This is a genomic window from Niveispirillum sp. (assembly GCF_017996735.1).
Classification (GTDB): Bacteria; Pseudomonadota; Alphaproteobacteria; order Azospirillales; family Azospirillaceae; genus Niveispirillum.
Map to the genome: position 1 here is coordinate 1 of NZ_JAGOGJ010000102.1, position 23930 is coordinate 23930.

The following is a 23930-nucleotide window of genomic DNA, read 5'->3' on the forward strand; positions in this document are numbered from 1 at the left end:
GGTTTAGGCCTGTCTGCCGCATCGGCGGCAGGCCCCCATCCATGGGGGCCTGGCCCCTTTTTTTGAAACCGCCATTCCCCGCCGGCCGCCCCTAGTTTTTCCTTCCACCCGGAGGTGCATGGGAAATCTCCAGGTCCTGAAAGGCGGGAGCCTGCCCGGATGTTCAATCATCATAACAATATTGAACAGGGACTTTGAACAATGGCAGCAATGTTGGAGGCCGTCTCTTTACGCAAGGAGTATGGCAGCAAGGTCGCCTTGAAGGGACTGAACCTGAAGGTGGAGGAGGGCGAGATCTATTGCCTTCTCGGCGCCAATGGCGCCGGGAAAAGCACCACGATCAACCTGTTCCTGGATTTTATCCGGCCCAGTTCGGGACAGGCGCGGATCGACGGGATGGTGGTGTCCGAGAACCCGGTGGAGACCAAGCGCCGCCTCGCCTATATCCCGGAAATCGTCATGCTGTACCGCAATCTCACAGGCATGGAGAATTTGCGCTATTTCACGGCGCTGGCTGGGCATGATGATTACAGCGAGGCGGATTATCTGGGCTTCCTGCGCCGTGCCGGCCTGCCCGACTTCGCCACCCACAGCCGCATCCAGGGCTATTCCAAGGGCATGCGCCAGAAGGTGGGCATCGCCATCGCGCTGGCCAAGAAGGCCAAGGTGCTGCTGCTGGACGAGCCGACCTCCGGCCTGGACCCCAAGGCGTCGAACGAATTCTCCGACCTGCTGCGCAACCTGAGCGCCGATGGTGTGGCCGTGCTGATGGCCACGCACGACCTGTTCCGGGTGAAGGAGGTTGGCACGCGCGCCGGCATCATGCGCCTGGGCGAACTGGTGGACGAGATCGAGACATCGCAGATTGGCCACACCGACCTTGAGGCGCTGTATCTGCGCCACATGCATTGAGGTGCGGCCGTGATCACACTCGTCGCACTGAAGGAATTCAAGGAAATCCGCCGGGACGGCCGGTTCATCTGGTCGGCCCTGATCCTGGTCGTGCTGCTGGTATCGGCCATGGGCTTCGGTGCCCAGCGCTATGCCGACAACCGCGCCCAGCGGCTGGCGGCGGAGCAGGAGGACCGCTCCGCCTGGCTGGAACAGGGCAAGAAGAACCCGCATTCCGCCGGCCATTACGGCGTCTACGCCTTCAAGCCGGCCACGCCGCTGGCGTTGTTCGACCCCGGTTATGATGATTATACCGGCGTGCTGCAATTGCTGGAGGCGCACAAGGAAAACCAGAGCAGCTACAAGCCGGCAGCCGACGCCACGGCCTTACAGCGCTTCGGCGATCTGTCGGGCGCCAGGGTTTTGCAGATCCTGGTGCCGATGCTGGTCTTCCTGATGGGGTTCGGCCTGATCGCGGCGGAGCGGGAGGAAGGCACCTTCCGGCAGTTGCTCAGCATCGGCGTGCCGCAAAGAACCCTGGTCTGGGGCAAGGCCCTGGGCATGGCGCTGGCCATCGGCACCGTGTTCGTGCCCGCCATCCTGGTCGGCGGCGCGGCGGCCTGGTTCATGACGCAGCAGGGCGACCCGCATGAGATTGCCGGCCTGGGCCTGAAAGTCGCCCTCCTGGCCGGCTGCTACCTGATGTTTTTCGCCACGCTGATCTGTATCGCGCTGTCCGCCTCGCTGGCCTCGCGGTCCTCCGCCTCGGCCCTGGTGGCGCTGGTGGCCTTCTGGATCGTGGCGGCCATCCTGACGCCGCGCATCGGGGCGGAGGTGGCCAAGCGTGCCTATCCGACCCCGTCGGTGTTCGAACTGTCGTCCGCCATCGCCAAGGACCTGCAGGCCGGTCCCCGCGCGCATGAGCCGACCCATCCCAATCATGTGAAGTTCCGCGACGACCTGCTGCGCCAGCATCATGTCGACCGGATCGAGGACCTTCCCTTCAACTTCATCGGCTATGCCATGCAGCAGGAGGAGGATTTCGGCAATGCCGTGTTCGACCGCCATTACGGCGCGGTGCGACAGCAGTTCGAGCGGCAGGAGACGTTGCAGAACAGCTTCGCCCTGCTGTCCCCCTTCGTGGCCATGAAGGCGCTGTCGGCGGCCCTTTCCGGCACCGACATCGCATTTGCCAACGATTTCTCCCAGGCCGGCGAAACCTATCGGCGGGAGATGATCCGCGTGCTGAACGACGACATCATGCGCAACGCCGTGGGCCTGACCACCTTTTCCACCGAATGGGGCTATCAGGCCAGTGCCGACCTCTGGCAGCGGATACCGCCCTTCGATTTCGATCCGCCGACGGCAGGCACCATCCTGGAACGCAATCTGGTTCCGCTGGCGCTGCTGATGGTCTGGTTCATGGGGGGCATCCTGGGCCTGGGCGCCCTGGCGCGCCGCTCGCCCCGCGTCGCCTGAGCTTTCCCGCCTATTCTGGAACAGGAGAACCCGGATGATCGGGAAAATCATTTCGCATGAATGGATGGTGATGGCGCGCGACCGCGCCTTGCTGATCGCCTTGCCCATCTATCTGATCCTGCTGCTCTATGCGGTGTTCAGCGGCACGATGTGGAAACACACGCTGGCCGACAGGACCGGTGCCGCCGTGCAACTGGCCAGCACCAACATCGATGCCCGCGCCGATATGGTGGAGCGGATGCTGGACGGCCGTCTTCCCTACCAGATCGCCGGCGACGCCCGCGTGGCCGGGGCCTTTGCCCGGCATATGGGGTTCGAGATGGCGGCCAAGCCGCCATCACCCAGTGCCGCCATCGCCGTGGGGCAGAGCGACGTTTCCCCCTCCTATCTGCGCGTGCAGTGGAAACCCATGTTCAAGCAGACGAACATGGACGAGATCGCCAGCCCCCGCGTGCTGGAGATCGGTACCTTCGATCTCAGCTTCGTCATCCTCTATCTCTACCCGCTGCTGATCATCGCCTTCAGCTACAATCTGCTGTCGTCGGAGCGGGAGGGCGGCACACAGGCGCTGCTGCTGTCGCAGCCCGTGTCCTTGTCCACCTTTGTCATGGCCAAGGTGCTGCTGCGCGGCGGGCTGATCATCGGCATCGGGACGCTGACCACGGCGGCGGCGCTGCTGGTCGGCAATTCCGACATGCTGGGTGGTGCCGATCTGGCGCGCATCGCGCTTTTCATGGCCATCGTTGCGGCCTATGGCGCCTTCTGGTTCGGGCTGGCCATCCTGGTCAATGCGCTGGGGGCGCGGTCGGCCACCAACGCGCTGGCCCTGATGGCCACCTGGATCGGACTGGTGATCGTCATCCCGGCCGGGTTGAATCTGGCGGCCAAGTCGCTTTACCCGCTGCCCTCGCGTATTCAGATGGTGCAGTCCCTGCGTGAGGGGGATGCGGCGGCGCGGGCCCAGGCGACAGGCCAGGGCCGCATCTTCAACGCCGACCTGCTGCGCAAGGGGGAGGAGGAGGCGCTGGAAGCCGGGACCATCGAATTCCTGCGCCGTTCCATGCCCCTGGAACAGCGGGGCGAGGAACTGGCCGCCCCGATCTTCCAGGAGTTCGAGGCGCGCAAGGCGGCGCAGCAGCAATTCACCCTGCGCCTGAAATATCTGAGCCCCGCCACCATCGCCCAGGCCGCGCTGAACGACCTGGCGGAAAATGGTGCGGAAACCTTCGCCGACTATAACCGGCAGGTCGTCGCCTATCAGGGGCAATGGCGGGATTATTTCCGGCCCTTCGTGTTCGACAGCGGCTACATGACGTTGGAACAGTTACGGTCGGTGCCGCGCTTCACTTATCGACGGGAGGCCAATGCCGATATCATGGGCCGGGCGCTGCGGGAATTTACCGGGGTGCTGGCCTGGTTCGCGCTGGCGCTGGTGGCCGGGCTTGCCCTGTTGCGTGTCTATCCCCGCGACAGCCGTTAGGTTTTGCATTTCAACGGAACCCCGGTGCAGGTGACTGTGCCGGGGTTTTCTGCGGATGGTCACCCTTCTTCCCCGGCTTCGGGGTTATATATACCCCAACCTCTTCATCATGGGGCCGTGGTCGGTGACGATGCGGGCGGCCTGGGCCGGGGTCAATTCATCCCGCCAGCCGCCGGCAATGCCGCGCCGAAAAAAGAATACGCTGGATTGGGTCCGGCTTTCGATAAACCCCCGCTGTTCTTCCTGCTGGCGCAACCTGTCGAAGCGGGTGGCCATGACGGCCCGGTCGATGGTTGCGTCATCGGTCGTGATGCCGATGATGGCCGCGGTCCGGCGCAGTGCCGCCGCCATATCCTCCAGCATGTCCTCATACCGCAGGGTCAGCACGGGAAAGCGGGGCCGGTCCAGCCAGCTTTCCGCATGGCCGCTCCAGCTTGACAAGGGCTGGGGCAGGGTCGGGTTCACCTGATGACGGGTCGATGACTGGACATGGCCGGGATTGGCCATGCGGGCGATAACCGTGTCGATGTCATTGCCATATGATCGGGCCGTGGACACCGCCACGTCGCGGGGGTCGCGCACGATGTGAATGGCAGCGCGGCTGACATCCGCCGGGAACAGCGGTTCACCCTTCGGCGTGTCGATATAGGCCTCATGCACCTTCAGGAAAAGCGGGCCGCCGCCTTCCGCCGCCCATAGCCGGAATGCCGCCGGGCGGGCGGCAAGAATTTCATCCTCTGTCAGCTCGCTGGATTCAACACCCACCAGATCGTCGAAAATCATGCGGTTGAAGGAGCTGACATCGCGGGGCCGCCGGGACATGTTGATGTCGATGGCGGCACCGCCATTCAACAGGCTGGTCAATGCCAGCCGCATCCAGGTATTGCCCGATTTGGGATAAGAGGCGATCCAGACCAGGGGTTTCACCGCGCCTCGCTTCCCAACCCCAGGGCCGCCGGCATCGCGGCGGCAAAGGCCGTCAGATCGGTGAAATTGCCGGGGCGCCGTACCCGGTATTGCGGCAGCCGCACAATGCCGGCAACCCGATGCAGCATGTCGGGGATGGCGGTCAGGTGGGCGGCGATGTGAAAGCGATAGATGTTCCGCCGGGTGGCTTCAAACGCCTCCACGCCGGTCAACAGGCTCACCCCCGGCGGATTGGACGGATCGGCTTCGCTCAGATGACAAATGGCAGCCAGGGGCAATGGTTCGGGATAAAAGAGTTCCGGCACCCGCCGTTCGAATTTTCCCAGCCGCGCCGCTGACCGGATGGGGCGGCCCGGCGTGATGGCCAGCGCCTCCAGCGCGCCACGCCACAGCCTTTGTTGGGGATAACCGGGGACCACCAGCAGGCGGCCATCCGCTGCCGTTTCGAAAATGGCGAGATCATCGGCCAGAAGCCGATGGCCCTGCGCCAGCAAGGCCGCGGCCAGGGTGGATTTCCCCGCCCCCGACGGCCCGGCGATCACCACGGCCTGTCCGCGCAGGGCAAGGCAGGACCCGTGCAGCGGCGTCAGGCCGCGCTGGTGGAAAACCATGCCCAGCGCCGGTCCCAGCAGCATGGATGGCAAATCGGGGGCATCGTCGGGCAATGCCGTATCGACAGTTATCCGTCGTCCGTTTTCGATCAGGACCGATAGCACGCCATCGATGGCGAAGCGCAGGCGGCCATCGGCGCTGACCTGGACAAAGGGCGTGTGCCGCACCAGATCGGGCAATTGTTCGGGAACCGAACCACGGTCGATCTCCAGATCGGGAGGACGGCCCGCACTGCCATTCCATGCCAGCGTCTGTGGCAGCGGGATTCGGGTATGAATCCGCAATCCATACGCCATGCAATCATCGGTCATCGGTATGACTATCCGCCCTGCTCGCCAGATTGCGACAAAACATCTTGCAACGTGCGGTCTGTCAATGTTGTTCCCTGTATGATCATTGTTTATGGTCCATTGCAATATCGCCGGGGAGGGTTCGGCCCGTGTTCGACACCATAACACAGCTTCTCCACCCTCATGATCCGGAACGACTGGAACAGGCGATTCGACGCCACGAAAGGCTGTATCTTGCCGCCGGCCGGCCCGATGCCTTCGCTGATTTGCTGTCCTGGACAACGCTGAACCGCATCGTCACCCCCAAACCGCTGGTCGATGGTCAGATTGTTCTGGCCAGGGAAAACCGTTTTCTGCCGTTGGAGATGTCGACCGTCTATTCCGTGGCCGAAGGTCAACGCCAGCGTATGCCCGCCTCCATCCACGCCCTGGCCGAACAGGGGGTCAGTCTGGTGGTGAACCGGATCGGCCGGCTGGTTCCGGAAATCGAAAAGCTCAACCGGATGCTTGAACGCCGCTTCGGCTGCGGGATCAACACCAATGCCTATATCAGCTTCAATCGCGACAGTGCGTTCAAGGCCCATTGGGACGATCATGACGTGCTGGTGCTGCAGGTCGCCGGGCACAAGCGCTGGTGGCTTTACGGTCATCCCCATGACCATCCGGTCAACGGCTTTGCCGCCTTCCCCAAACCGGGAATCGCCGCCGGGGCGGTGGCGGAAGAACAGGTGCTGATGTCTCCCGGCGACATTCTGTTCGTGCCGCGCGGCGATGTGCATAAGGCGGTGGTGCAGGGGGAGAATTCGGTTCATCTCACCATCGCCCTCAGACCAAGGCTGGGGCATGAGGCGGTGGCCTGGCTGGCAGAGGAGGCCCAGGCTGACGAAGCGGTTTTGCGGCGGGACATCCTGCCCTTCGCTGCGCCGGAAGAACTGGACGCACAGGAAGCGGCCTTGCGGGCCTGTCTGCACCGGCTGGTCGATCGGCTGGATCTTCGCCGCTTCATCGCCCATGATCATGCCGAACGGGATTTCGATCCGGCGCTCAATCTCGGTCTGGCCCACCCGGTGCCGCCCGACACAAGGGTCCGTTCCGCCTTGCTGCGCCGGGTCGATCTGCCGCCCGGTGGGGGAAAGGTCAATGTGGGAAAGCATCAGTTTACCCTGACCGCCGATCAATCCCGGGTGCTGGCCGCCGTGCAGGAAGCCGAAATCATCAGTGTCGGCGCATTGGCGGCGGCCATGCCCGGCGTCGATGTGGCCGCCATTGTGGGGCAGTTGGCGAAGATCGGGCTGGTGGAGTGATCGCCCGGCTCCGTGCCGGGGGTTACGGGTGGCTGCTGGTTGAAGATCGCACGGGGCAGAGGCCGCACTAACACCTAGATATGATTTCCGAGGGCCCGCGACCCGTGCCAGCATGGGGCCTGCCTCCGCCCTTGGAAGGACGCCCGGTGTCCAGTCCCCTGTTTGTCTGCGTTGTCGATGATGATCCGTCGCTGTGCGCCGCGCTGGTGAACCTTCTGCGTTCCTGCGGTTATCGTGCCACGGCCCACGGCTCGGCGGAGGATTTCCTGGCCAGTGCCGATCTGGCCGGCGCCGATTGTGTCGTCACCGACATCCAGATGCCGGGCCTGTCGGGGATCGATCTGCGGCTGGCGCTGGCGGGCCGGCGTCCCGGCCTGCCGGTCATCCTGATGACGGCCCGCACGGAACGGGCGCTGCTGGACCGGGCCACGGCCGTCCGCCCCTTCCGCCTGCTGCACAAGCCGTTCGACGCGGAGGAGTTGGCCACCTGTCTGGCCGAGGCCATCGGACCGGCTGAGGGTGCGGTCAGGCCATGATGGACGATATCGCCGACCTGATCACGGAAAGCCTGATCGTGCGCGACATGCAGGGGCGCATCACCCTGTGGAACCGCGCGTCCGAACGGCTGTATGGCTGGCCGCCCGCCCAGGCGCTGGGCCGGTCGCTGCACATGTTGCTGGCCACGCGCCATCTGTTCCCCATGGCCGATATCGAGGCGCGGTTGCCGGTTGCCGGCACCTGGGTGGGGGAGGTGGCGCGTCACGCCGCCGACGGGCGCGAATTGTCGGTGGAGGTGCGCTGGACCCTGCGCCGCGATGCCGCCGGCGTGCCGGTCGACATCGTGGAGACGGGGCGCGACATCTCCGCCCTGTCGCTGCTGGAGCAGGAGACGCGGCTGGCGGCACATCGCTACCGCAACCTGTTCCAGGCTATGGCGGCGGCCTTCTGGGAGATGGATTTCAGCCGTGTGCGCCTGATGATCGGCGACCTGATGGCTGCCGGCATTACCGATTTTCCCCGCCACATGGCGGAAAATCCCGATTGGATCGTCGAGGCCATGCGCGCCGTGCGCGTGGTCGATGTCAATGACAAGGCCGTGTCCCTGTTCGGCGCCACCCGGCGGGAGGAGATCGTGGGCGGCCATGTCGCCTGGTGCTTCCCCCCGCAAAGCCGACAGGTCTTTGCCCAAAGCCTGATCGCTGCGGCCCGCCGGCAGGATCGTTATGCGACCGAAACCACCCTGACACGGCTGGATGGCCAGCCCATCGACGTGCTGTTCACCGTCTGCTGGCCGGAGGAACATAAGGGCAGGGGCCATGTGCTGGTAGGCGTCATCGACATCACCGAGCGCAGGCGGGCAGAGGAGGAAACCCGGCGCAGCGAGCGGCGCTACCGCGAACTGTTCGACCAGATGCCCGTGGCGCTGGGGCAACTGGACCTGCGCTACATGAATGGCCAACTGGCCGCGCTTTACGGGGACCGGCCGCCCCCGCGCAGCGAGGCGGATATCGATCTCGACTTCATCCGCGACATCCTGCGCAACACGCCCGTGATCGAGGTGAACCCGCGTGCCCAGCAGCTTTTCCGCGCGGCGCGGCGGGAGGAGATGCTGGTGCCCATAGAATGTTTCTGGCGCACAAGGCCGGAGACGGTGCGCCGCACGGTCCTGGCCCGCCTGCGCGGGGAGCCGGGATATTCGGAGGAAACCAAGGTCGATGCGCTGGACGGCGCGCAGATCGACGTCCTCTACACCGTGGCCTTCCCGCCATCGAGCCTGGAGCGCGGCACCAATATCGTGGCCTTCGTCGATATTGGCGACCGTGTCGCCGCGCTGGCGAAGGTGGAGCAGATGCAGGCCGAACTGGCTCATGCCGGCCGCGTCGCCATGCTGGGCGAAATGGCCGCCTCCATCGCGCACGAGGTCAACCAGCCGCTGGCCGCCATCGCCGCCAGCGGGGCGGCCTGCCTGCGCTGGCTGGGCCGGACGGAACCGGATCTGGGCGAGGTGCGCGATCTGGCGGGCCGCGTGGTGGCCGACGCCCAACGGGCGGCCGGCATCATAGCCCGGGTGCGCGACATGGCCGCCAACCGCCGCGCCGACCATGTCCGCGTCAACCTGAATGAACTGGTGGAGGAGGCGACGCATTTCCTGCGCCACGAATTCCAGGCTAGGCAGGTCGAACTGCGGTTCAGCCCCACACCGGGACCGGTCCTGGTATCGGCGGATCGTATCCAGGTGCAGCAGGTGGTGGTGAATCTGGCCGTCAACGCTTTGCAGGCCATGGCGGAGGCGGGGACACCGGTGCCGCGCCTGTCCATCGCCATCAACCCCGTCGGGCCGGACGGGCTGTGCGTGACTGTGGAGGATAATGGTCCCGGACTGGACCCCGCCACCGCCCCGCGCCTGTTCGAGAGTTTTTTCACGACCAAGCGCGAGGGGCTGGGCATCGGACTGGCCGTCTGCCGTTCCATCGTCGAGGCGCATGGCGGCCGTATGGAGGCCGGCAATCGCGCCGATGGCGGCGGCGCCCGCTTCTGGTTCACCCTGCCGTGCCTGATCGACACCCCGGCGGGGGGATAGGCCCGGGCGGGATCTCGTCCGCCTCTCCCTTGCGCCAAATGTTTCCTCGGCTTAACCTTTTCCCCGTCAAACTCCCGGAGCGGCCCTGATGACGGCTGAACCCATCGTCCATATCATTGATGACGACGCCTCCCTTCGTCAGGCGCTGGGCAGCCTGTTCCGGTCGGTCGGGCTGGGCGCCATGGCCCATGACAGCGTGCGCAGTTTCCTTGAGGCGCCGCGTCCGGACGTGCCCGGCTGTCTGCTGCTGGATGTGCGCATGCCGGGCATCAGCGGGCTGGATTTCCAGGGGCAATTGCGGGGGCTGGGCATCTGCCTGCCCGTCATCATCATGACCGGCCATGGCGACATTCCCATGTCGGTGCGGGCGATGAAGGCCGGCGCCCTGGATTTCCTGCCCAAGCCATTCCGCGAGCAGGATCTGCTGGACGCCGTTTCCGCCGCCATCGAACAGGACCGCGCCAGCCGGACGGAGCGGGGGGCCGCGACGCAGCTTCGTTCCCTTTACGAAACGCTGTCGCCCCGCGAACGGCAGGTGATGGCCCTGGTCACGGCCGGCCGGTTGAACAAGCAGGTGGCGGGCGACCTGGGCCTGTCGGAGATCACGGTGAAGATCCACCGGGGTGCCGCCATGCGCAAGATGGGGGCCCGCACCCTGGCCGATCTGGTCCGCATGGCGGAGGCGCTGAAGCTGGTCAGCCCATCGGGCAGTAACCCCTATACGCAGGTATGATCGGGTTACATCCACGGACAATTGGTTAACGGCATCAACCGGCGCATCGTAACGACACCCCGATAGAGGGGGCCAAGCGATCACCGGAGATATCCCGATGTCGGCGACCCACCCGATCAACAGGGCGCGTACCGCGCTGCTGTTCGTTGATCCGTACAATGATTTCCTGGCGCCGGAAGGCAAGCTCTGGCCCATGGTCGCGTCCGTGGCAACGGAACTGGGCCTGCTGAACAATCTGCGCAAGGCCGTGGCCGCCGCACGCGGCGCCGGTCTGCCCCTCATCATCGTCCCGCATCACCGCTGGAAGGAGGGGGACCTGGATGGCTGGGATCATCCCAACCCCTATCTGCTGGGGGGATATCAGCACAGGGTGTTCGAAGCCGGTAGCTGGGGCGGGGAATGGTATCCCGATTTCGCGCCGCAACCGGGCGATCTGGTGGCCACCGAACATTGGGGCTCCAGCGGCTTTGCCAACACCAACCTGGATTTCCTGCTGAAGCAGAAGGGCATCAGCCGCGTCATCCTGATCGGGCTGATCGCCAATACCTGCATCGAAAGTACGGGCCGATTCGCCGTGGAACTGGGCTACCACGTCACCCTGGTCCGCGACGCCACCGCCGCCGCCGGGCCGGAGGCCATGCGAGCCGCGCACGACATCAACGGCCCCACCTATGCCCACGCCATCGTGACCACCGCCGAACTGGTGGCCGCCCTGGCCATCCCGAACACCTGAGGAGATTTGGACATGGACACGCTTTCCATTAACCACACCGCCCTGACCGCCCCCAACCGCACGGTGGAGGTGGGAGGACGCAGCCTGGCCTATCGCCGCTTCGGGCACGGGCCCGACCTTGTCCTCTGTGTCCGGTTCCGGGGCACGATGGATAGCTGGGACCCGCTGTTCCTGGACCTGCTGGCCCGCGATTTCACCGTCACCGTTTTCGACTATTCCGGCCTGGGCCTGTCGACGGGCACGCCCAGCTATGCCAAGCAGGACATGGCAAAGGATGTGGATGATCTGGTCACGGGCCTGGGCCTTGGCCGGGTGGTCATTGCCGGCTGGTCGCTGGGCGGGTTCGCGGCGCAAGTCTTCGCCGCCCTTCATCCGACCAAGGTCAGCCATGTGCTGGCCATCGGCACCATGCCGCCCGGCCTGATGGTCAAGCCGCAGGAGCCGCTGTTCCTGCAAACCGCCTTCAAGCCGGATTATGGGATGGAGGAGGAATATATCCTGTTCTTCGAGCCGGATAGCGCCCGATCGCGTGCGGCGGGTGACGCCTCGGTGGCGCGTATCGCCGCGCGCTCCACGGTGGTGGATGCCGTCACCCCGCCGGGTGTGATGATCCAGTCGGTGATCGCCAGCTCCGATCCGACCACGCCCTTTCCCGACCCCGATGGCGCCTACCAGGCCTTCTACCGGTCCACTGACATCCCCGTCCTGGCCCTGTCGGGCGACCATGACATCATGTTCCCGGTGGAGAACTGGTACGCCATGAACGATCTCTGGCCCACCCTGTTCGTGGCCACCTGGCCCGAATGCGGCCACGGGCCCCAGCATCAGTATCCGGAACTGAGCGCCGACCTGATCGCCAGTTTTGTGAAGAACAATCCACGCCCCGCCTGACAGGAGACAAGAATGCTGCTCGGACTGTCGATCGAAACCTTCACGCTGCTGCATGTGGTGATCTCCCTGGTGGGGATCGCCACGGGGCTGGTCTGGCTGCTGTCCGCCATTGGCGGGCGGTGGCTGGCCGCCTGGAACGCCGTGTTCCTGATCACCACCGTCGCCACTACCGTGACGGGCTTCATGTTTCCCATCACGGCCTTCACCCCCGCCCTGGGGGTGGGGGCCCTGTCGCTGGCGGTGCTGGCCCTGGCCGTGGCGGCGCATATCCGGCGCTGGCCCGTGACCTATCTGGTGACGGCCAGCGTCGCGCTGTACCTCAACTGCTTTGTGGCGGTGGTGCAGGCTTTTCAGAAGATCACGGCGCTGAACAATCTGGCGCCGACGGGCAGCGAACCGCCCTTTGCCATGGCACAGGGCGCGCTGCTGCTGGGGTTTGTGGCGTTGGGCTGGCTCGCCATCCGGCGGCGGCCGATACCGGCCTGAACGGGGCCGGGGCGGCGGCGTGGCATGGGCGCCGCCATCAGGGGGTGTCGTGATAAGCGGTTGAACTTGCCCCGGGATTTTCCAGCGTCAACCGGATGGCGCGGGTCAGGTCGCTGACCCGGAAGGGCCGGCGCAGAACCACAGCGCCGGGACGCAACAACGAATGCGGGGCCGGTCCGCCCGCATTGACCATGCAGGGCACGAACAGCGCCCGCATCATGGGGGCCATGCCCGTCAACCGCTCGTCATCCTCCAGATAGGCATCGGCGATGATCATATCGGGGTGACAAGTGCGGGCGGACCGTGCGGCCTGATCGTTTGTCAGGGCCAGGGCACAGGCCTGATGCCCGATCCCGTCAAGCGCGGCGGCCAGCGACAGGGAAATCTGCGGATCGGCGGAAACGATCAGGAAGCGCAGGCGGCGGCCGGCACCGGGCCGGGACGTCGCCCCACCTTCGTTATCCCATCTGGAAAGTGCGTCATCCCCGTCGGTCGGCCCCATTGGCGGCCCCCCCATTGGCTGCCCCGTTGGCGGTACGGTGCGGCTCATGGCCGGACCGCATGGGATTCGATCAGCCAGAGCTGCCGATCCATGCCGCCTGCAACCTTGGTGAACAGGTCCGCCGTGACGGGATCGCCATGGGTGGTGGACAGGGCGATGGCTTCGCGGATCGACTGGCCAAAGGCGGAAACCGCCTGCGACAGGGCGAAGATATGCTGCCGCGCCTCCGCCACCCCCAATGGATAGGGCACAAGAAACGACCTTTCGGCCGCCAATTGGACGGTGCCGTGGGCTGTGCCGCCCAGGGCGGCCGTCCGTTCGGCAATCAGGTCCGAATAGGTCTCCACCTCGATGGCGGCATTATCAAACAGTTCATGCACAGCGGAAAATCCGCTGCCCCGCACATTCCAGTGCGCCTGTTTGACCTGCGCATGCAGATCAATGGCCGCCGCCAAATGCCGGTTGAGCAGTTCCACCGACTGACCGCGAATATTTTCCGGCAGGGTATTGTGGGTGTGGTGCATGATCGACCTCCCGTTGTCGAATTTTATCATAAATAGGGACATCGACGGGTATAAGGTTCGGAAACTACCTAAATCCAAAAGCGGTAATTCAGAATCTTTATTCATCGTATGCTTATTTAGTATTCATGTTATTCTAAGTTGATTTTTAGAAAACATTAGATCGGTGACCTTCCCATGCCGTCTCCAGACCCGAAATCAGACGGCGACAGTGCGCGCCGTCCCGCCATCGATGTTGTTGCCATCGGCGCATCCGCTGGCGGTCTGGAGGCGGCAACCCGGTTTGTGGAGGCGCTGGGCGATGGCGGGGGGGCTTGCTATATCCTGGTTCAGCACCTGGACCCCAACCATGACAGTCTGCTGGTCGATCTTCTGGCTGGACGCACGGAACTTGCCGTCAAGCAGGTGACCGAGGGCATGGAATTGCTTCCCGGTCATATCCTGGTCATACCACCCGGCGCCTATCTGTCCATCGCCGATGGGCATCTGCACCTGACCTCCCCGACGCGGGGGCAGGGGACACGTCTGCCTTTCGACTTCCTGCTGGCCTCCCTGGCGCGGGATCTGAGGGACCGGGTGGTTTGCGTCGTCCTGTCGGGTACGGGCGCGGATGGCAGCCAGGGTTTGCGTGCCGTGAAGGCGGCGGGCGGCCTGGTGATCGTACAGGAACCGGCAGAGGCCGGGTATGAGGGCATGCCCCGCAGTGCCATGGCCACCGGGCTGGTGGATCATGTTGTTCCCGTCACCGCCATGCCCGACATCATCCGCAACCGTCCCCGTCCGGACAAGAACCTTTCCCTAAGCCCGGATGGCGGGCTGGCCTCCATCATCGACCTGCTGCGTACCCATACCCCCTATGACTTCACGCTCTACAAGCAGGGCACGCTGCGGCGGCGTATCGACCGGCGCATGTCGATGGCGGGCATCGCCGCCGACGGTCTGCCGGACTATCTGGATCTGCTGCGCCGTGATGCGGCGGAACGCGACAATCTGGCCAAGGACATGCTGATCAATGTCACGGAATTTTTCCGCGACCCGAAGGTGTTCGAGCTTCTGGCCACAACCGTGGTTCCCGGCCTGATCCGGGGCCGGTCGGCGGACAATCACCTGCGCCTGTGGGTGGCCGGGTGCAGCACGGGGGAGGAAACCTATTCGCTGGCCATCCTGTTCCTGGAACAGATTGCCTTGGCCGGGATGACGATGAAGCTGCAGCTTTTCGCCTCCGACGTCGATCCCGATGCCGTCATCACGGCGCGTGACGGATGGTATCCCGCCGGGATTACCGAGAATGTCTCCGCCGAACGGCTGGCACGGTATTTCGTCGCCGACGAAGGGGGGTACAGGGTGACGCAGGACCTGCGTTCCCATGTGGTGTTCACGGTCCAGGATGTGCTGGCCGACCCGCCCTTTTCACGTCTGGACTTCATCTCCTGCCGCAATCTTCTGATCTATCTGATGCCGGAGGCGCAGGCGCGCGTGCTGGCCCTGTTCCATTTCGCCCTGCGTGATGGCGGGTTCCTGCTGCTGGGCGGGGCGGAAACCGTGGTGCCGGCGGCCTCGGACCGGTTCGAGATCGTGTCGAAGCCGGCCCGTCTGTTCCGCCATGTCGGTCGCAGCCGTCCCGGCGATTTCAGCTTTCTGATGAGTGCCGGGGACGGTGTCCGCGCGGGTCCCCGCATCGGCACCGGGCCGGGCCTTTCGCGGCAGGCGGCCTTGGCGGACCTGTGCCGGCAGATGGTGATGCGCGATTATGCCCCGGCGGCGATCCTGATCAACCGCAGCCATGACTGCCTTTATTCCCTGGGGCCGACCGACCATTTCCTGCGGGTGCCGCCAGGTCATCCGACCCAGGATCTGCTGGCCATGACGCCGCCCGGCCTGTCGGTGAAACTGCGCGCCGCCATCCAGCGGGCCCGTCAGGAACAGACCCGGATCGTGATCCCAGGCGGGCAGATCTCCCGCGATGGCGCCTCCCTGGATTTCAGCATCGCCGTGCTTCCCGTCACGCATGAGGGCGAGGAGTTGATGCTGGTCTGCTTCATCGACCGTGCCCGGCCGGGGGCGGAAGAAGATGGCCGCCCCCCCCAACCCGCGGACGGCGAGGCCAGCAGTCTGGCCCGCGAACTGGACCATACACGCGCAGAGCTGGAAGCGGCCATCCGCAACCTGGAACTGGCCGGGGAGGAGCAGAAGGCGATCACCCAGGAAGCCTTGTCCATCAACGAGGAATACCAGTCCGCCAATGAGGAATTGCTGACCTCCAAGGAGGAGCTGCAATCGCTGAATGAGGAGCTGACGGCCCTGAACAGCCAGTTGCAGGAAACCCTGGACCGGCAGCGCACCACATCGAACGATCTGCAAAATGTCCTCTACAGCACAGATGTGGCCACCATCTTCCTCGACCCGGAACTGGCCATCCGTTTTTTCACCCCCGCGACACGGTCGCTGTTCAGTATCCTTCCTGCGGACGTCGGACGCCCGCTCGCCGATCTCAGCTCGCTGGCCGCGGATGGCGCCTTGTTCGCGGACGCGCAATCGGTGCTGGTCTCACGCGTGCCCCTGGAACGGGAGATCGAGGCGCGAAGCGGGGCGTGGTATCTGCGCCGGGTATTGCCCTATCGGACGCGCGACGATCATGTGGCAGGGGTCGTCATCACCTTTGTCGATATCACCGAGCGGCGGCGGGTGGCCGATGCGTTGCGGATCGCCAAACGACAGGCCGAACTGGCGAATCAGGGCAAGTCGCACTTCCTGGCCGCCGCCAGCCACGACCTGCGCCAGCCTCTGCAAACCCTGATCCTGCTGCAGGGCATCCTGGCGGGCCGGGTCCGGGCGGAAAAGGACCGGGAATTGCTGGATCGGATCGGGGAAACCATCGGCGCCATGTCCGGCATGCTGAACGCCCTGCTGGACATCAACCAGATCGAGGCCGGCGTCATCGCCACCGACCTTTCGCGCTTTCCCATCAACGACCTTCTGACCCGGATGCGGGACGAATTCAGTTATCACGCCCACGCACGCGGCCTGGTTCTTCGCATGGTCCCCTGCGGTGCCCAGATTTTCAGCGACCGGCGCCTGCTGGAACAAATGATCCGCAACCTGCTGTCCAATGCACTGAAATATACGCGCCAAGGCAAGGTACTGCTGGGTTGCCGGCGTCGGGCGGGCGGGATCAGCGTTGAGATCTGGGATACGGGCATTGGCGTGCAGGAAGCCGAACAGCAGGCGATTTTCGAGGAACATCACCAGATACCCCAGGCGGATGGGAAGCCCGGCAACGGTCTGGGGCTGGGTCTGTCCATCGTACGCCGGTTGAGCGGGCTTCTGGGCCATCCCGTGCGGGTACGGTCGATGCCGGGCAAGGGGTCGGTCTTCGCCATCGATATCTTTTCCGATCCCCGGGCCGGGGTGGCGCCTTTGCCAGCCGCGCCGGACGGTATGGATAAGGATGTCGCCATACCGGGTAACATCCTGATCGTGGAGGATGATCCGGAGGTGGGCGACCTGCTGGGCATGGTGTTGCGCGATGCCGGCCACCGTGTGCTGCTGGCGGTCGATGCGGCGTCGGCGGTGCGTCAGGTGACGGCGGAGTCTTTCCGGCCCGACCTGCTGCTGGTCGATTTTAATCTGCCGGGCGGGACCAACGGTCTGGATCTGTTGACAGTCCTGCGTCGCGACCTGCATCGCGCCGTTCCCGGTCTGCTGCTGACGGCGGATATCTCTACGGAGACGTTGCGCGCCATCGCGCTGCGCAACGAACTGCAACTGCACAAGCCCGTCAATCCTTCCACCCTGCTTCGCGCGGTGCAGCGGCTGCTGGCTGTGCCGCCGCTGGTGGCGCGGATGTCGGAAGCGGATGACAAGGCCTCGTCCGTCATCACCCTTCACATCATCGATGACGACGCCCTGCTGTGCGACAGCATCCACCAGGCCCTGGAAGGACAGGGCTGGCATCTGATCGATCATGCCAGTGCGGAGGATTTCCTGGCCGCGCCGCGACCAGCGGGACCGGAATGCCTGCTGATCGACGCCTATCTGCCGGGCTTGGGGGGGATTGACCTGCTGCACCATCTGCGGCAGACCGGCGTCAAGACCCCGGCCATCGTCATGACCGGCAGCAGCGACGTGCCCGTGGCCGTGGCCGCCATGCGGGCGGGTGCGGCCGATTTCATCGAAAAGCCCGTCAGCCGCGCCGATCTGGTGGCCAGCATCCGGCTGGCGCTGGAAAGGGCGGAGGACGGAAGCAAACTGGCCGCGTGGCATATGGATGCCGCCCAGCATATTGCCGGCCTGACGACGCGGCAGCGGCAGGTCATGACCATGGTGCTGGCCGGTCATCCCAGCAAGAATATCGCCGCCGATCTGGGCATCAGCCAGCGAACCGTGGAACATCACCGCGCCGCCATCATGCGCCGGACCGGCGCGCGGTCCATCCCCGCCCTGGCGCGGATCGCCATGCTGGCCGACTGGAATATCTCACCGGCCAGTGATTGAACCGGATAGGGTGTCCCCGGCAGGAACGGCCATCATTGAAACGGTCCCAGGATGAAGGCGGCGATGACGGCCAGGCCGATCGCGGCCGGAACAACGACGGGCGGGATGATCAGGTCGCGCCAGGTGCGCGGAGGCTCCTGCCGGTCCGCCGGTGCTGCCGCGGCGGCGGGGGGCACAGGCTCGGGCTCTGGCGGGGGTGGTGCGGACGGATGGGCTTCATTGCTGGCGATGGCCGCCCGCAAGGTTTCCGCCCCGACATCCAGAGCGAAGGACAGCCCGTTCGCCGCCCCGATATGCCGCAATGTCGTCCGCACGACGCGCCAGGCGGTAAAGGACAATCCCTCCATGCGCTCTTCCTCCAACTCCACCTCATAGCGCCCGGCCGGCAGCGGGTCCGGCAGTTCGGGCAGAATGAAGGGTTGGTGGAAATTGATGGTCTCGCGCGTCATACGGCTCGACATCGGTTTGCCTTTCATTTGGCGGGGAAGGTGTTTGGTTCCAAAATATTCCAGAATCACGACACACAACCCGACGATATCAAGACAATATCATGTTCAATGGGTTATATATAAATATTTTACACGAAAAATCGGCCCCCTGTGATCATAGGTAGAGTCCGATCCTATTTGTCATCTATTTGGCCTGTTAAAATGATTTATCGATTGGGGGTGGGTTTATTGTTCATCTCATCAATCGACCGCGCCCCGTTCCGGGGCGGCAGGACAGAGGAAAAGATCATGCAGAAACCCAATACTCTCTTCGCCAGGAAGCCCACCGCGCCGGTGGCCACTGCCGGAAAGACGGACCATGGTTCCGGTCAGAAACCGGCGACGACGCCGGCCGGCCGGAATGAGGCCGACAAGAATGCCAAGCCCGCGAAGAAGAAGTAGCGCTTGCTGGCAGCGCCCGTGCCCCGGCGCCCCTCCGGGCACGGGCGTTTTTTTATCGCCGAAGAACCTGCCCGACGATGAAGACGCGGATTGACCCTGTGTCATCCGTCAAGGGCGGCGGTCACCCGGTCCTGGCCGGTGGACGGCAACAAGGAGAGTTTCATGAGCTTGGGCCTCATTCTGCTGATCATCATCATCGTGATGCTGATCGGTTCCCTGCCACGCTGGTCGCACAGCGCCGGCTGGGGCTATTATCCCAGCAGCGGTCTGGGCCTTGTCCTGATCATCGTCGTGATCCTGCTTCTGCTGGGACGGATATGACCGATGACGGCATCTTGCCCGACGTGCCGGCCGAGACCGCCCGCGAACTGACGCTGCTGCCGTGGCAGTTCGTCATGATGTTCGCGGCCGCACCGCTGCGGGCCGTACCCGGCCCCACTGTCGCACAGACCGTGCAGGCGCACATTCCTGCAATCGGTCCACGGGTCCGGTAAAATCCGGAGTTATCGCCGGGTGCCTTCCGGTCACCCCGGCCGCACCAGTACCCGGTGGGTGATCCCGTCATCCAGCAGATCCACGGGCCTTCCCCCTTCCAGTATTTTTCCGTCAACCTGGATGGACGCACCGCCCCAGCGGTCGCCCTCCCGGTTTTCGATATGGATTTCATACCGCGCCGTGCCATGGCGGAAGGCGATGCGCACCTCCGGCCAGTCGGGCGGCAGGTGCGGGTCGATGAGCAACTGGTCACCCTGTTGGCGCAGGCCCAGGATGGCCTCCATGCCTGCCCGCTGCATCCAGCCGGCCGCCCCCGTATACCATCCCCAGCCGCCACGCCCCACATGCGGCGCCACGGAATAGATGTCGGCGGCAACCGCATAAGGTTCCAGCCGGTAACGCCGCGCCGCCTCGTCGTTCCGCGTATGGTTGATGGGGTTCAGCATATGCAGCAGGTCCGCCGCCTGCCGGTTGCGGCCCAGCCCCGCCAGGGCCATGACGGACCAGAGGGCGGCGTGCGTATATTGCCCGCCATTCTCGCGGATGCCCGCCGGATAGGCCTGAACATAGCCGGGATCGGGCTGGCTCTGCACGAAGGGCGGGGTGAACAGCAGGGCCAGGCCGTCCGCCTTGCGGATCAGGTGGGTTTCGACCGCCAGCATGGCCCGGGCCGCCTTGTCGGGATCACCCGCACCGGACAGCACGGCCCAGCTTTGCGCGATGGCATCGATCCGGCATTCCTCCCGCAGGGCCGATCCCAGCGGTGTTCCGTCATCGAAATAGCCGCGCCGGTACCAGTCACCGTCCCAGCCTTCACGGTTCAAGGCCGTCCGCAACGCGGCCGCCTGCCGGCGCCAGTCACCGGCACGCCTGTCGTCGCGGGCCTCGGCCAGATCGGCGAAGCGCATCAGCGTGGTAAACAGCAGCCAGCCCAGCCAGACACTTTCCCCATGCCCGCCTTCGCCGACACGGTTCATGCCGTCATTCCAGTCGCCCGTGCCCATCAGGGGCAGGCCATGCGGCCCCATGGCCAGGCTGGCATCCAGGGCGCGGGCGCAATGCTCGAACAGGCTGGCGCTTTCCTCGCTTGGGGACGGGTGGAAAAAGCTGTCATGCTCCCCTTCATGCAGCCGGGACCCCTCCAGGAAACCCAGCCGTTCGTCCAGCACCGGCAGGTCGCCTGTGGCATCGACATAATGGGCGGCGGCATAGGCCAGCCAGACCCGGTCGTCGGAAATGCGCGTGCGCACGCCGCGACCGGATGGCGGCAACCACCAATGCTGTACATCGCCTTCCACGAACTGCCGCCCGGCCGCGCGCAGAAGATGGGTGCGCGTCAGGTCGGGGCGGGTACCGGCCAGCGCCATGCCGTCCTGTAACTGGTCGCGGAAACCATAGGCGCCGCTGGCCTGATAGAAGGCGGACCGCGCCCAGAAGCGACAGGCCAGCGTCTGATACAGCAGCCAGCCATTCAGCATGATATCCAGCGACCGGTCGGGCGTGGTGACCTGCACCTTGCCCAGGATCTGCCGCCATTGCTGACTGACCGCTCCCATGACGGCATCCAGATCGGCCTCCCGGTATCGGGTGACCAGGGCGCGGGCGGCATCGGCATTATCCGCCTGACCCAGCAGGAACACGATTTCCATCCGCCCGTCGGGCGGCAGATCGATCCGGGTCCGCAGGACGCCGCAGGGATCAAGGCCCGCCCCCACCCGCTTGGACAGGGGACCCGTGCCGGTCAGCGCCAGCGGCTGGGCCAGCGTGCCGTTGCGCCCGATAAATTCACGCCGGTCGCCGGTCCAGTCCGTTTGCCGGCCGCACCAGTCGGCAAAGGCGACATGTCCGCCGACATCGCGGTTCCAGGGATTGCGGGCGAACAGGGCGCCCGTGGCGGCATCGATGGCGGTGGTCACAAAGGCGCGGGTGCCGTCGCGTGACGGACCCAGCACCCATTCCACATAGGCCGTCGCCGTCAGGGACCGGGGGCGGTGCGTGGTGTTGTGCAACGTCAGCCGGGCGATGCGTACCGGCGCGTCGATAGGCACATAGAGCAGCAGATCACTGGAAATGCCGTTGGCGCGATGGCTGAACCGGCTGTAGCCCCAGCCATGGCGGGCGGTATAGCGGGCGGCCGGGTCGCGGATGGGGCTGGGGGTCGGCGACCAGAGCACACCATTCTCTTCGTCCCGCAGATAGAAGGCGTCGCCGGGCGGGTCGCTGACGGGATCGTTGGACCAGGGCGTCAACTGGTTCTCCCGGCTGTTGCCGGCCCAGCAGAAGCCATTGCCATCCGCCGACACCTGAAACCCGAAATCCGGGTTGGCGATGACATTGATCCAGGGGGCGGGCGTCACCTGATCCGGCCCCTGGATGATGACATACTCGCTCGCGTTCCGGGCAAAGCCGCCGATCCCGTTGAAAAACTCCAGGTCATGTTCCGCCTGTGCCGGCAAGGCCGCCGCCGCCCGACGCCGGGGGGCGGGGATCGGCGGCGGGGCGTCCGCGCCGATCCGCTGCAACTGGTCGAACAGGCCGCCCCTGCGTGCGACCAGCACCACCCGCGCCGCCGCGTTCAACAGGGCATGGGCCTGCGGGGTGATCAGATCGGCACGCAGCAGATGCACACTGCCGGGTGTCGCATCATGTCCCGCCGGCTGACGCGGGCGGTTCACCCGGACCAGCGTTTCCAGCGCCGTCTGCAATTCCTGCAGGTAGGAGGAGGGATGATCGTTCAGGATGACCAGATCGACCGGGAACCGCTTCATCCGCCAGTAATCGAAGGCCAGCAGGCCCTCCCGCACCACGGCCAGATCATCGCTGTCCGCGACGCGCAACAGCAGGATCGGCAGATCCCCGGAAATGCCCAGCGCCCACAGATCGGATTGCGGGGCCAGACCGTTCTGGATGATGGCGGAAGGTGGCCGCAGGGCCGGGGTGGCATGGACCAGATGCCCGGCCAGTTGCTGGAACAGGGCTGCGGTGCCGGCCCTTATCCCCAGATGATGACGCTGCACCTGCGCCTGCGTCCAGGCCAGGGTGGCGGCGCGGGCATAGGCGGTGACGTCCCGGTGCCGGTCGATCATGTCCAGCAGGGCAGCGCGGCTGTCGGCCGCCAGGGTCCAGAAGGCCAGCCGCGCCGTGTCCTGCGGTGCCAGCCGGATGGCATGGCGCAGGGCAAAGACCGGGTCCAGCACGGTACCGGTACTGCCCGACAGGACATGCGCCGGCTCCATGGCAACGGCGTCACGGAAGGTTCGGCCCCGGCCCAGGAAACGGGCGCGGTCGGTCTCAAAACTGCTCTCGCCGGCGCCATCGCCCTCCACCACCAGCATATGGCCCACCCAGATTTCAGCCTCCTCCGGGGTGCGCCGGCGGCGCGTGGCGATCAGCGCGTCGCAGCCGGGCAGATATTCGGTCTGCACGAACAGCTTGGCGAAGGCCGGATGGGCGACATCGGCCGCCTGCGGGCACAGCGCCAGTTCCAGATAGGAGGTGACATCCAGATGCCGGGTCTGGGGACCGTCATTGGTGAGGGTGACCCGGCGCACCTCCGCGTCATCCTCGGCCGAGATCAGGATATCCAGCCCCGTGGTCACGGTGCCGTCATGGCGGATGAACTCCGCCCGATCCTCATGAAAGGTGACGTCATAGCGGTCGGGATCGATGCCGCAGGGGTGATAGGTCGCGGACCAGACCTCGCCGTCATCCTGGTCGCGAATGAAGATGCCGGGACCGTGGCTGTCACAGGTCGGGTCTTCGCGCCAGCGGGTCAGGGCGATGGCGCCCCGCCGGGTCTGGCCCGCCCCGGCCGCCGTCAGCATCGTCGTCATCCGGCCGTTGGACAGCAGCAGGGTGGCCGGGTTGGCCTGATGCGGATGGGTGAAATGCCGGTCGCTCAAGGGTTCGCTGCTGGGGCCTGTGATGCGCGCATCCGCCCCGGCCGCCCAGTGATGGATGATCGGCACATCAACCGGCATACGTTCCTGCAACAGCAATTCGGTGGCCCGCACCATCGGTTCGCCATGGAACCGGGCCCGGATGATGCCGTTCAGCAGGGTATTGGCGATGGCGACGATCGCCATTCCCTGGTGATGCGCCATATAGGCCTGGACAAGAGCCACGCTCTGTCCCTTGGGCAGGCGCGCGGGCGTGAAGTCCAGGGCCTCGAAATACCCGTAACGCCCCCGGGCGCCCATCATCAGCAGCCGGTGCAGATTGGCGGCTGCGGCGGATGGATCGACCATGGCGGCCAGCATCGTGGCATAGGGCGCGATCACGGTTTCCGCTGCCAGACCACGTTTCAGGCCCAAACCGGGGACACCGAAATTCGAATATTGATAGGTCAGGTCCAGGTCGCGGGCATTATAGGCGGATTCCGACATGCCCCACGGCACGCCCAGCCCGGCGGCATAGGTGATCTGACGGTGGACGATCAGCCGGCTGGTCTGTTCCAGCAGGCTTCCGCCCGGCGCCCGCATCACCAGGGCCGGCATCAGATATTCGAACATCGACCCGGACCAGGAAACCAGCGCCGCACCCTGGTTGGCCGGCACCACCGTGCGGCCCAGGCGGAACCAGTGGCGGGCCGGGATATCACCCTTGGCAATGGCGACAAAGC

20 protein-coding genes are annotated in these 23930 nt (G+C 65.2%); 14 read left to right on the plus strand and 6 right to left on the minus strand.

Going from position 1 to position 23930, the window contains the following annotated elements; all coding sequences use genetic code 11:
• The first annotated feature begins 201 nt into the window (after nucleotides 1–201).
• Genes KBA48_RS24115 through KBA48_RS24125 form a run of 3 tightly spaced genes read left to right on the plus strand, consistent with a single transcriptional unit; the run spans nucleotide 202 to nucleotide 3850 of the window.
• Nucleotides 202–912 carry an ATP-binding cassette domain-containing protein gene (locus KBA48_RS24115; protein WP_292911206.1) on the plus strand — a complete coding sequence of 237 codons (711 nt, stop codon included), beginning with the start codon at nucleotides 202–204 and terminating at the stop codon, nucleotides 910–912.
• A gap of 9 nt (nucleotides 913–921) precedes the next feature.
• Entirely contained in the window at nucleotides 922–2370 is a 1449-nt protein-coding gene (locus KBA48_RS24120) for an ABC transporter permease subunit (protein ID WP_292911208.1), read from the plus strand.
• Nucleotides 2371–2404: 34 nt separating this feature from the next.
• Nucleotides 2405–3850, plus strand: a complete 1446-nt coding sequence (locus KBA48_RS24125) for a DUF3526 domain-containing protein (RefSeq protein WP_292911210.1) — start codon at nucleotides 2405–2407, stop codon at nucleotides 3848–3850.
• An 84-nt stretch (nucleotides 3851–3934) separates the two neighbouring features.
• On the opposite strand, the gene KBA48_RS24130 is transcribed toward KBA48_RS24125, so the two are convergent.
• Entirely contained in the window at nucleotides 3935–4777 is an 843-nt protein-coding gene (locus tag KBA48_RS24130; RefSeq protein WP_292911212.1) for a sulfotransferase domain-containing protein, read from the minus strand.
• Nucleotides 4774–5700 (minus strand): hypothetical protein, encoded by a 927-nt coding sequence (locus KBA48_RS24135; RefSeq protein ID WP_292911214.1) that lies wholly within the window; start codon nucleotides 5698–5700, stop codon nucleotides 4774–4776. Before KBA48_RS24135 ends, KBA48_RS24130 begins: the two co-directional genes overlap by 4 nt.
• A 128-nt stretch (nucleotides 5701–5828) precedes the next feature.
• On the opposite strand from KBA48_RS24135, the gene KBA48_RS24140 reads away from it, so the two are divergent.
• The 7 genes from KBA48_RS24140 (at nucleotide 5829) to KBA48_RS24170 (ending at nucleotide 12407) form a co-directional block, all read left to right on the plus strand.
• Complete coding sequence (locus KBA48_RS24140; RefSeq protein ID WP_292911216.1) at nucleotides 5829–6983, plus strand: cupin domain-containing protein; 1155 nt, start codon at nucleotides 5829–5831, stop codon at nucleotides 6981–6983.
• A 146-nt stretch (nucleotides 6984–7129) separates the two neighbouring features.
• Nucleotides 7130–7519: a response regulator gene (locus tag KBA48_RS24145; RefSeq protein ID WP_292911218.1), complete on the plus strand. Its 390-nt coding sequence runs from the start codon at nucleotides 7130–7132 to the stop codon at nucleotides 7517–7519.
• Nucleotides 7516–9564 carry a PAS domain S-box protein gene (locus KBA48_RS24150; protein ID WP_292911220.1) on the plus strand — a complete coding sequence of 683 codons (2049 nt, stop codon included), beginning with the start codon at nucleotides 7516–7518 and terminating at the stop codon, nucleotides 9562–9564. Before KBA48_RS24145 ends, KBA48_RS24150 begins: the two co-directional genes overlap by 4 nt.
• Before the next feature lie 88 nt (nucleotides 9565–9652).
• Nucleotides 9653–10297 (plus strand): response regulator transcription factor, encoded by a 645-nt coding sequence (locus KBA48_RS24155; protein WP_292911222.1) that lies wholly within the window; start codon nucleotides 9653–9655, stop codon nucleotides 10295–10297.
• A gap of 97 nt (nucleotides 10298–10394) precedes the next feature.
• Nucleotides 10395–11030: an isochorismatase family cysteine hydrolase gene (locus tag KBA48_RS24160; protein ID WP_292911224.1), complete on the plus strand. Its 636-nt coding sequence runs from the start codon at nucleotides 10395–10397 to the stop codon at nucleotides 11028–11030.
• A gap of 12 nt (nucleotides 11031–11042) precedes the next feature.
• Nucleotides 11043–11921: an alpha/beta hydrolase gene (locus KBA48_RS24165; RefSeq protein WP_292911226.1), complete on the plus strand. Its 879-nt coding sequence runs from the start codon at nucleotides 11043–11045 to the stop codon at nucleotides 11919–11921.
• Between the two features lie 12 nt (nucleotides 11922–11933).
• On the plus strand, nucleotides 11934–12407 hold the full coding sequence (locus KBA48_RS24170; protein ID WP_292911228.1) for a hypothetical protein: 474 nt from the start codon (nucleotides 11934–11936) through the stop codon (nucleotides 12405–12407).
• 37 nt (nucleotides 12408–12444) lie between these two features.
• Here the strand turns inward: KBA48_RS24170 and KBA48_RS24175 are convergent, their stop codons facing one another.
• Entirely contained in the window at nucleotides 12445–12909 is a 465-nt protein-coding gene (locus tag KBA48_RS24175; RefSeq protein WP_292911230.1) for a hypothetical protein, read from the minus strand.
• Nucleotides 12910–12953: 44 nt separating this feature from the next.
• The gene (gene dps / locus KBA48_RS24180; RefSeq protein ID WP_292911232.1) at nucleotides 12954–13433 is read right to left on the minus strand and encodes a DNA starvation/stationary phase protection protein Dps; all 480 of its coding nucleotides are present in this window, start codon (nucleotides 13431–13433) and stop codon (nucleotides 12954–12956) included.
• Nucleotides 13434–13607: 174 nt separating this feature from the next.
• On the opposite strand from dps, the gene KBA48_RS24185 reads away from it, so the two are divergent.
• Nucleotides 13608–17924, plus strand: coding sequence for a chemotaxis protein CheB (locus KBA48_RS24185; protein ID WP_292911234.1), 4317 nt, complete (start codon nucleotides 13608–13610; stop codon nucleotides 17922–17924).
• A gap of 32 nt (nucleotides 17925–17956) precedes the next feature.
• On the opposite strand, the gene KBA48_RS24190 is transcribed toward KBA48_RS24185, so the two are convergent.
• On the minus strand, nucleotides 17957–18385 hold the full coding sequence (locus KBA48_RS24190) for a hypothetical protein (RefSeq protein WP_292911236.1): 429 nt from the start codon (nucleotides 18383–18385) through the stop codon (nucleotides 17957–17959).
• A gap of 276 nt (nucleotides 18386–18661) precedes the next feature.
• Between KBA48_RS24190 and KBA48_RS24195 the strand changes: the two genes are divergently transcribed.
• The 3 genes from KBA48_RS24195 to KBA48_RS24205 all read left to right on the plus strand — a co-directional run bounded on the left by KBA48_RS24195 (nucleotide 18662) and on the right by KBA48_RS24205 (nucleotide 19308).
• Entirely contained in the window at nucleotides 18662–18814 is a 153-nt protein-coding gene (locus KBA48_RS24195) for a hypothetical protein (protein WP_292911238.1), read from the plus strand.
• A gap of 168 nt (nucleotides 18815–18982) precedes the next feature.
• Nucleotides 18983–19135 carry a DUF3309 family protein gene (locus KBA48_RS24200; protein WP_292911244.1) on the plus strand — a complete coding sequence of 51 codons (153 nt, stop codon included), beginning with the start codon at nucleotides 18983–18985 and terminating at the stop codon, nucleotides 19133–19135.
• Nucleotides 19132–19308 carry a hypothetical protein gene (locus KBA48_RS24205; RefSeq protein ID WP_292911240.1) on the plus strand — a complete coding sequence of 59 codons (177 nt, stop codon included), beginning with the start codon at nucleotides 19132–19134 and terminating at the stop codon, nucleotides 19306–19308. The genes KBA48_RS24200 and KBA48_RS24205 overlap by 4 nt, the downstream gene beginning before the upstream one ends.
• A gap of 30 nt (nucleotides 19309–19338) precedes the next feature.
• On the opposite strand, the gene KBA48_RS24210 is transcribed toward KBA48_RS24205, so the two are convergent.
• Nucleotides 19339–23930, minus strand: a 4592-nt coding sequence (locus KBA48_RS24210; RefSeq protein ID WP_292911242.1) for a glucoamylase family protein, incomplete at its 5' end; no start/stop codon positions are given.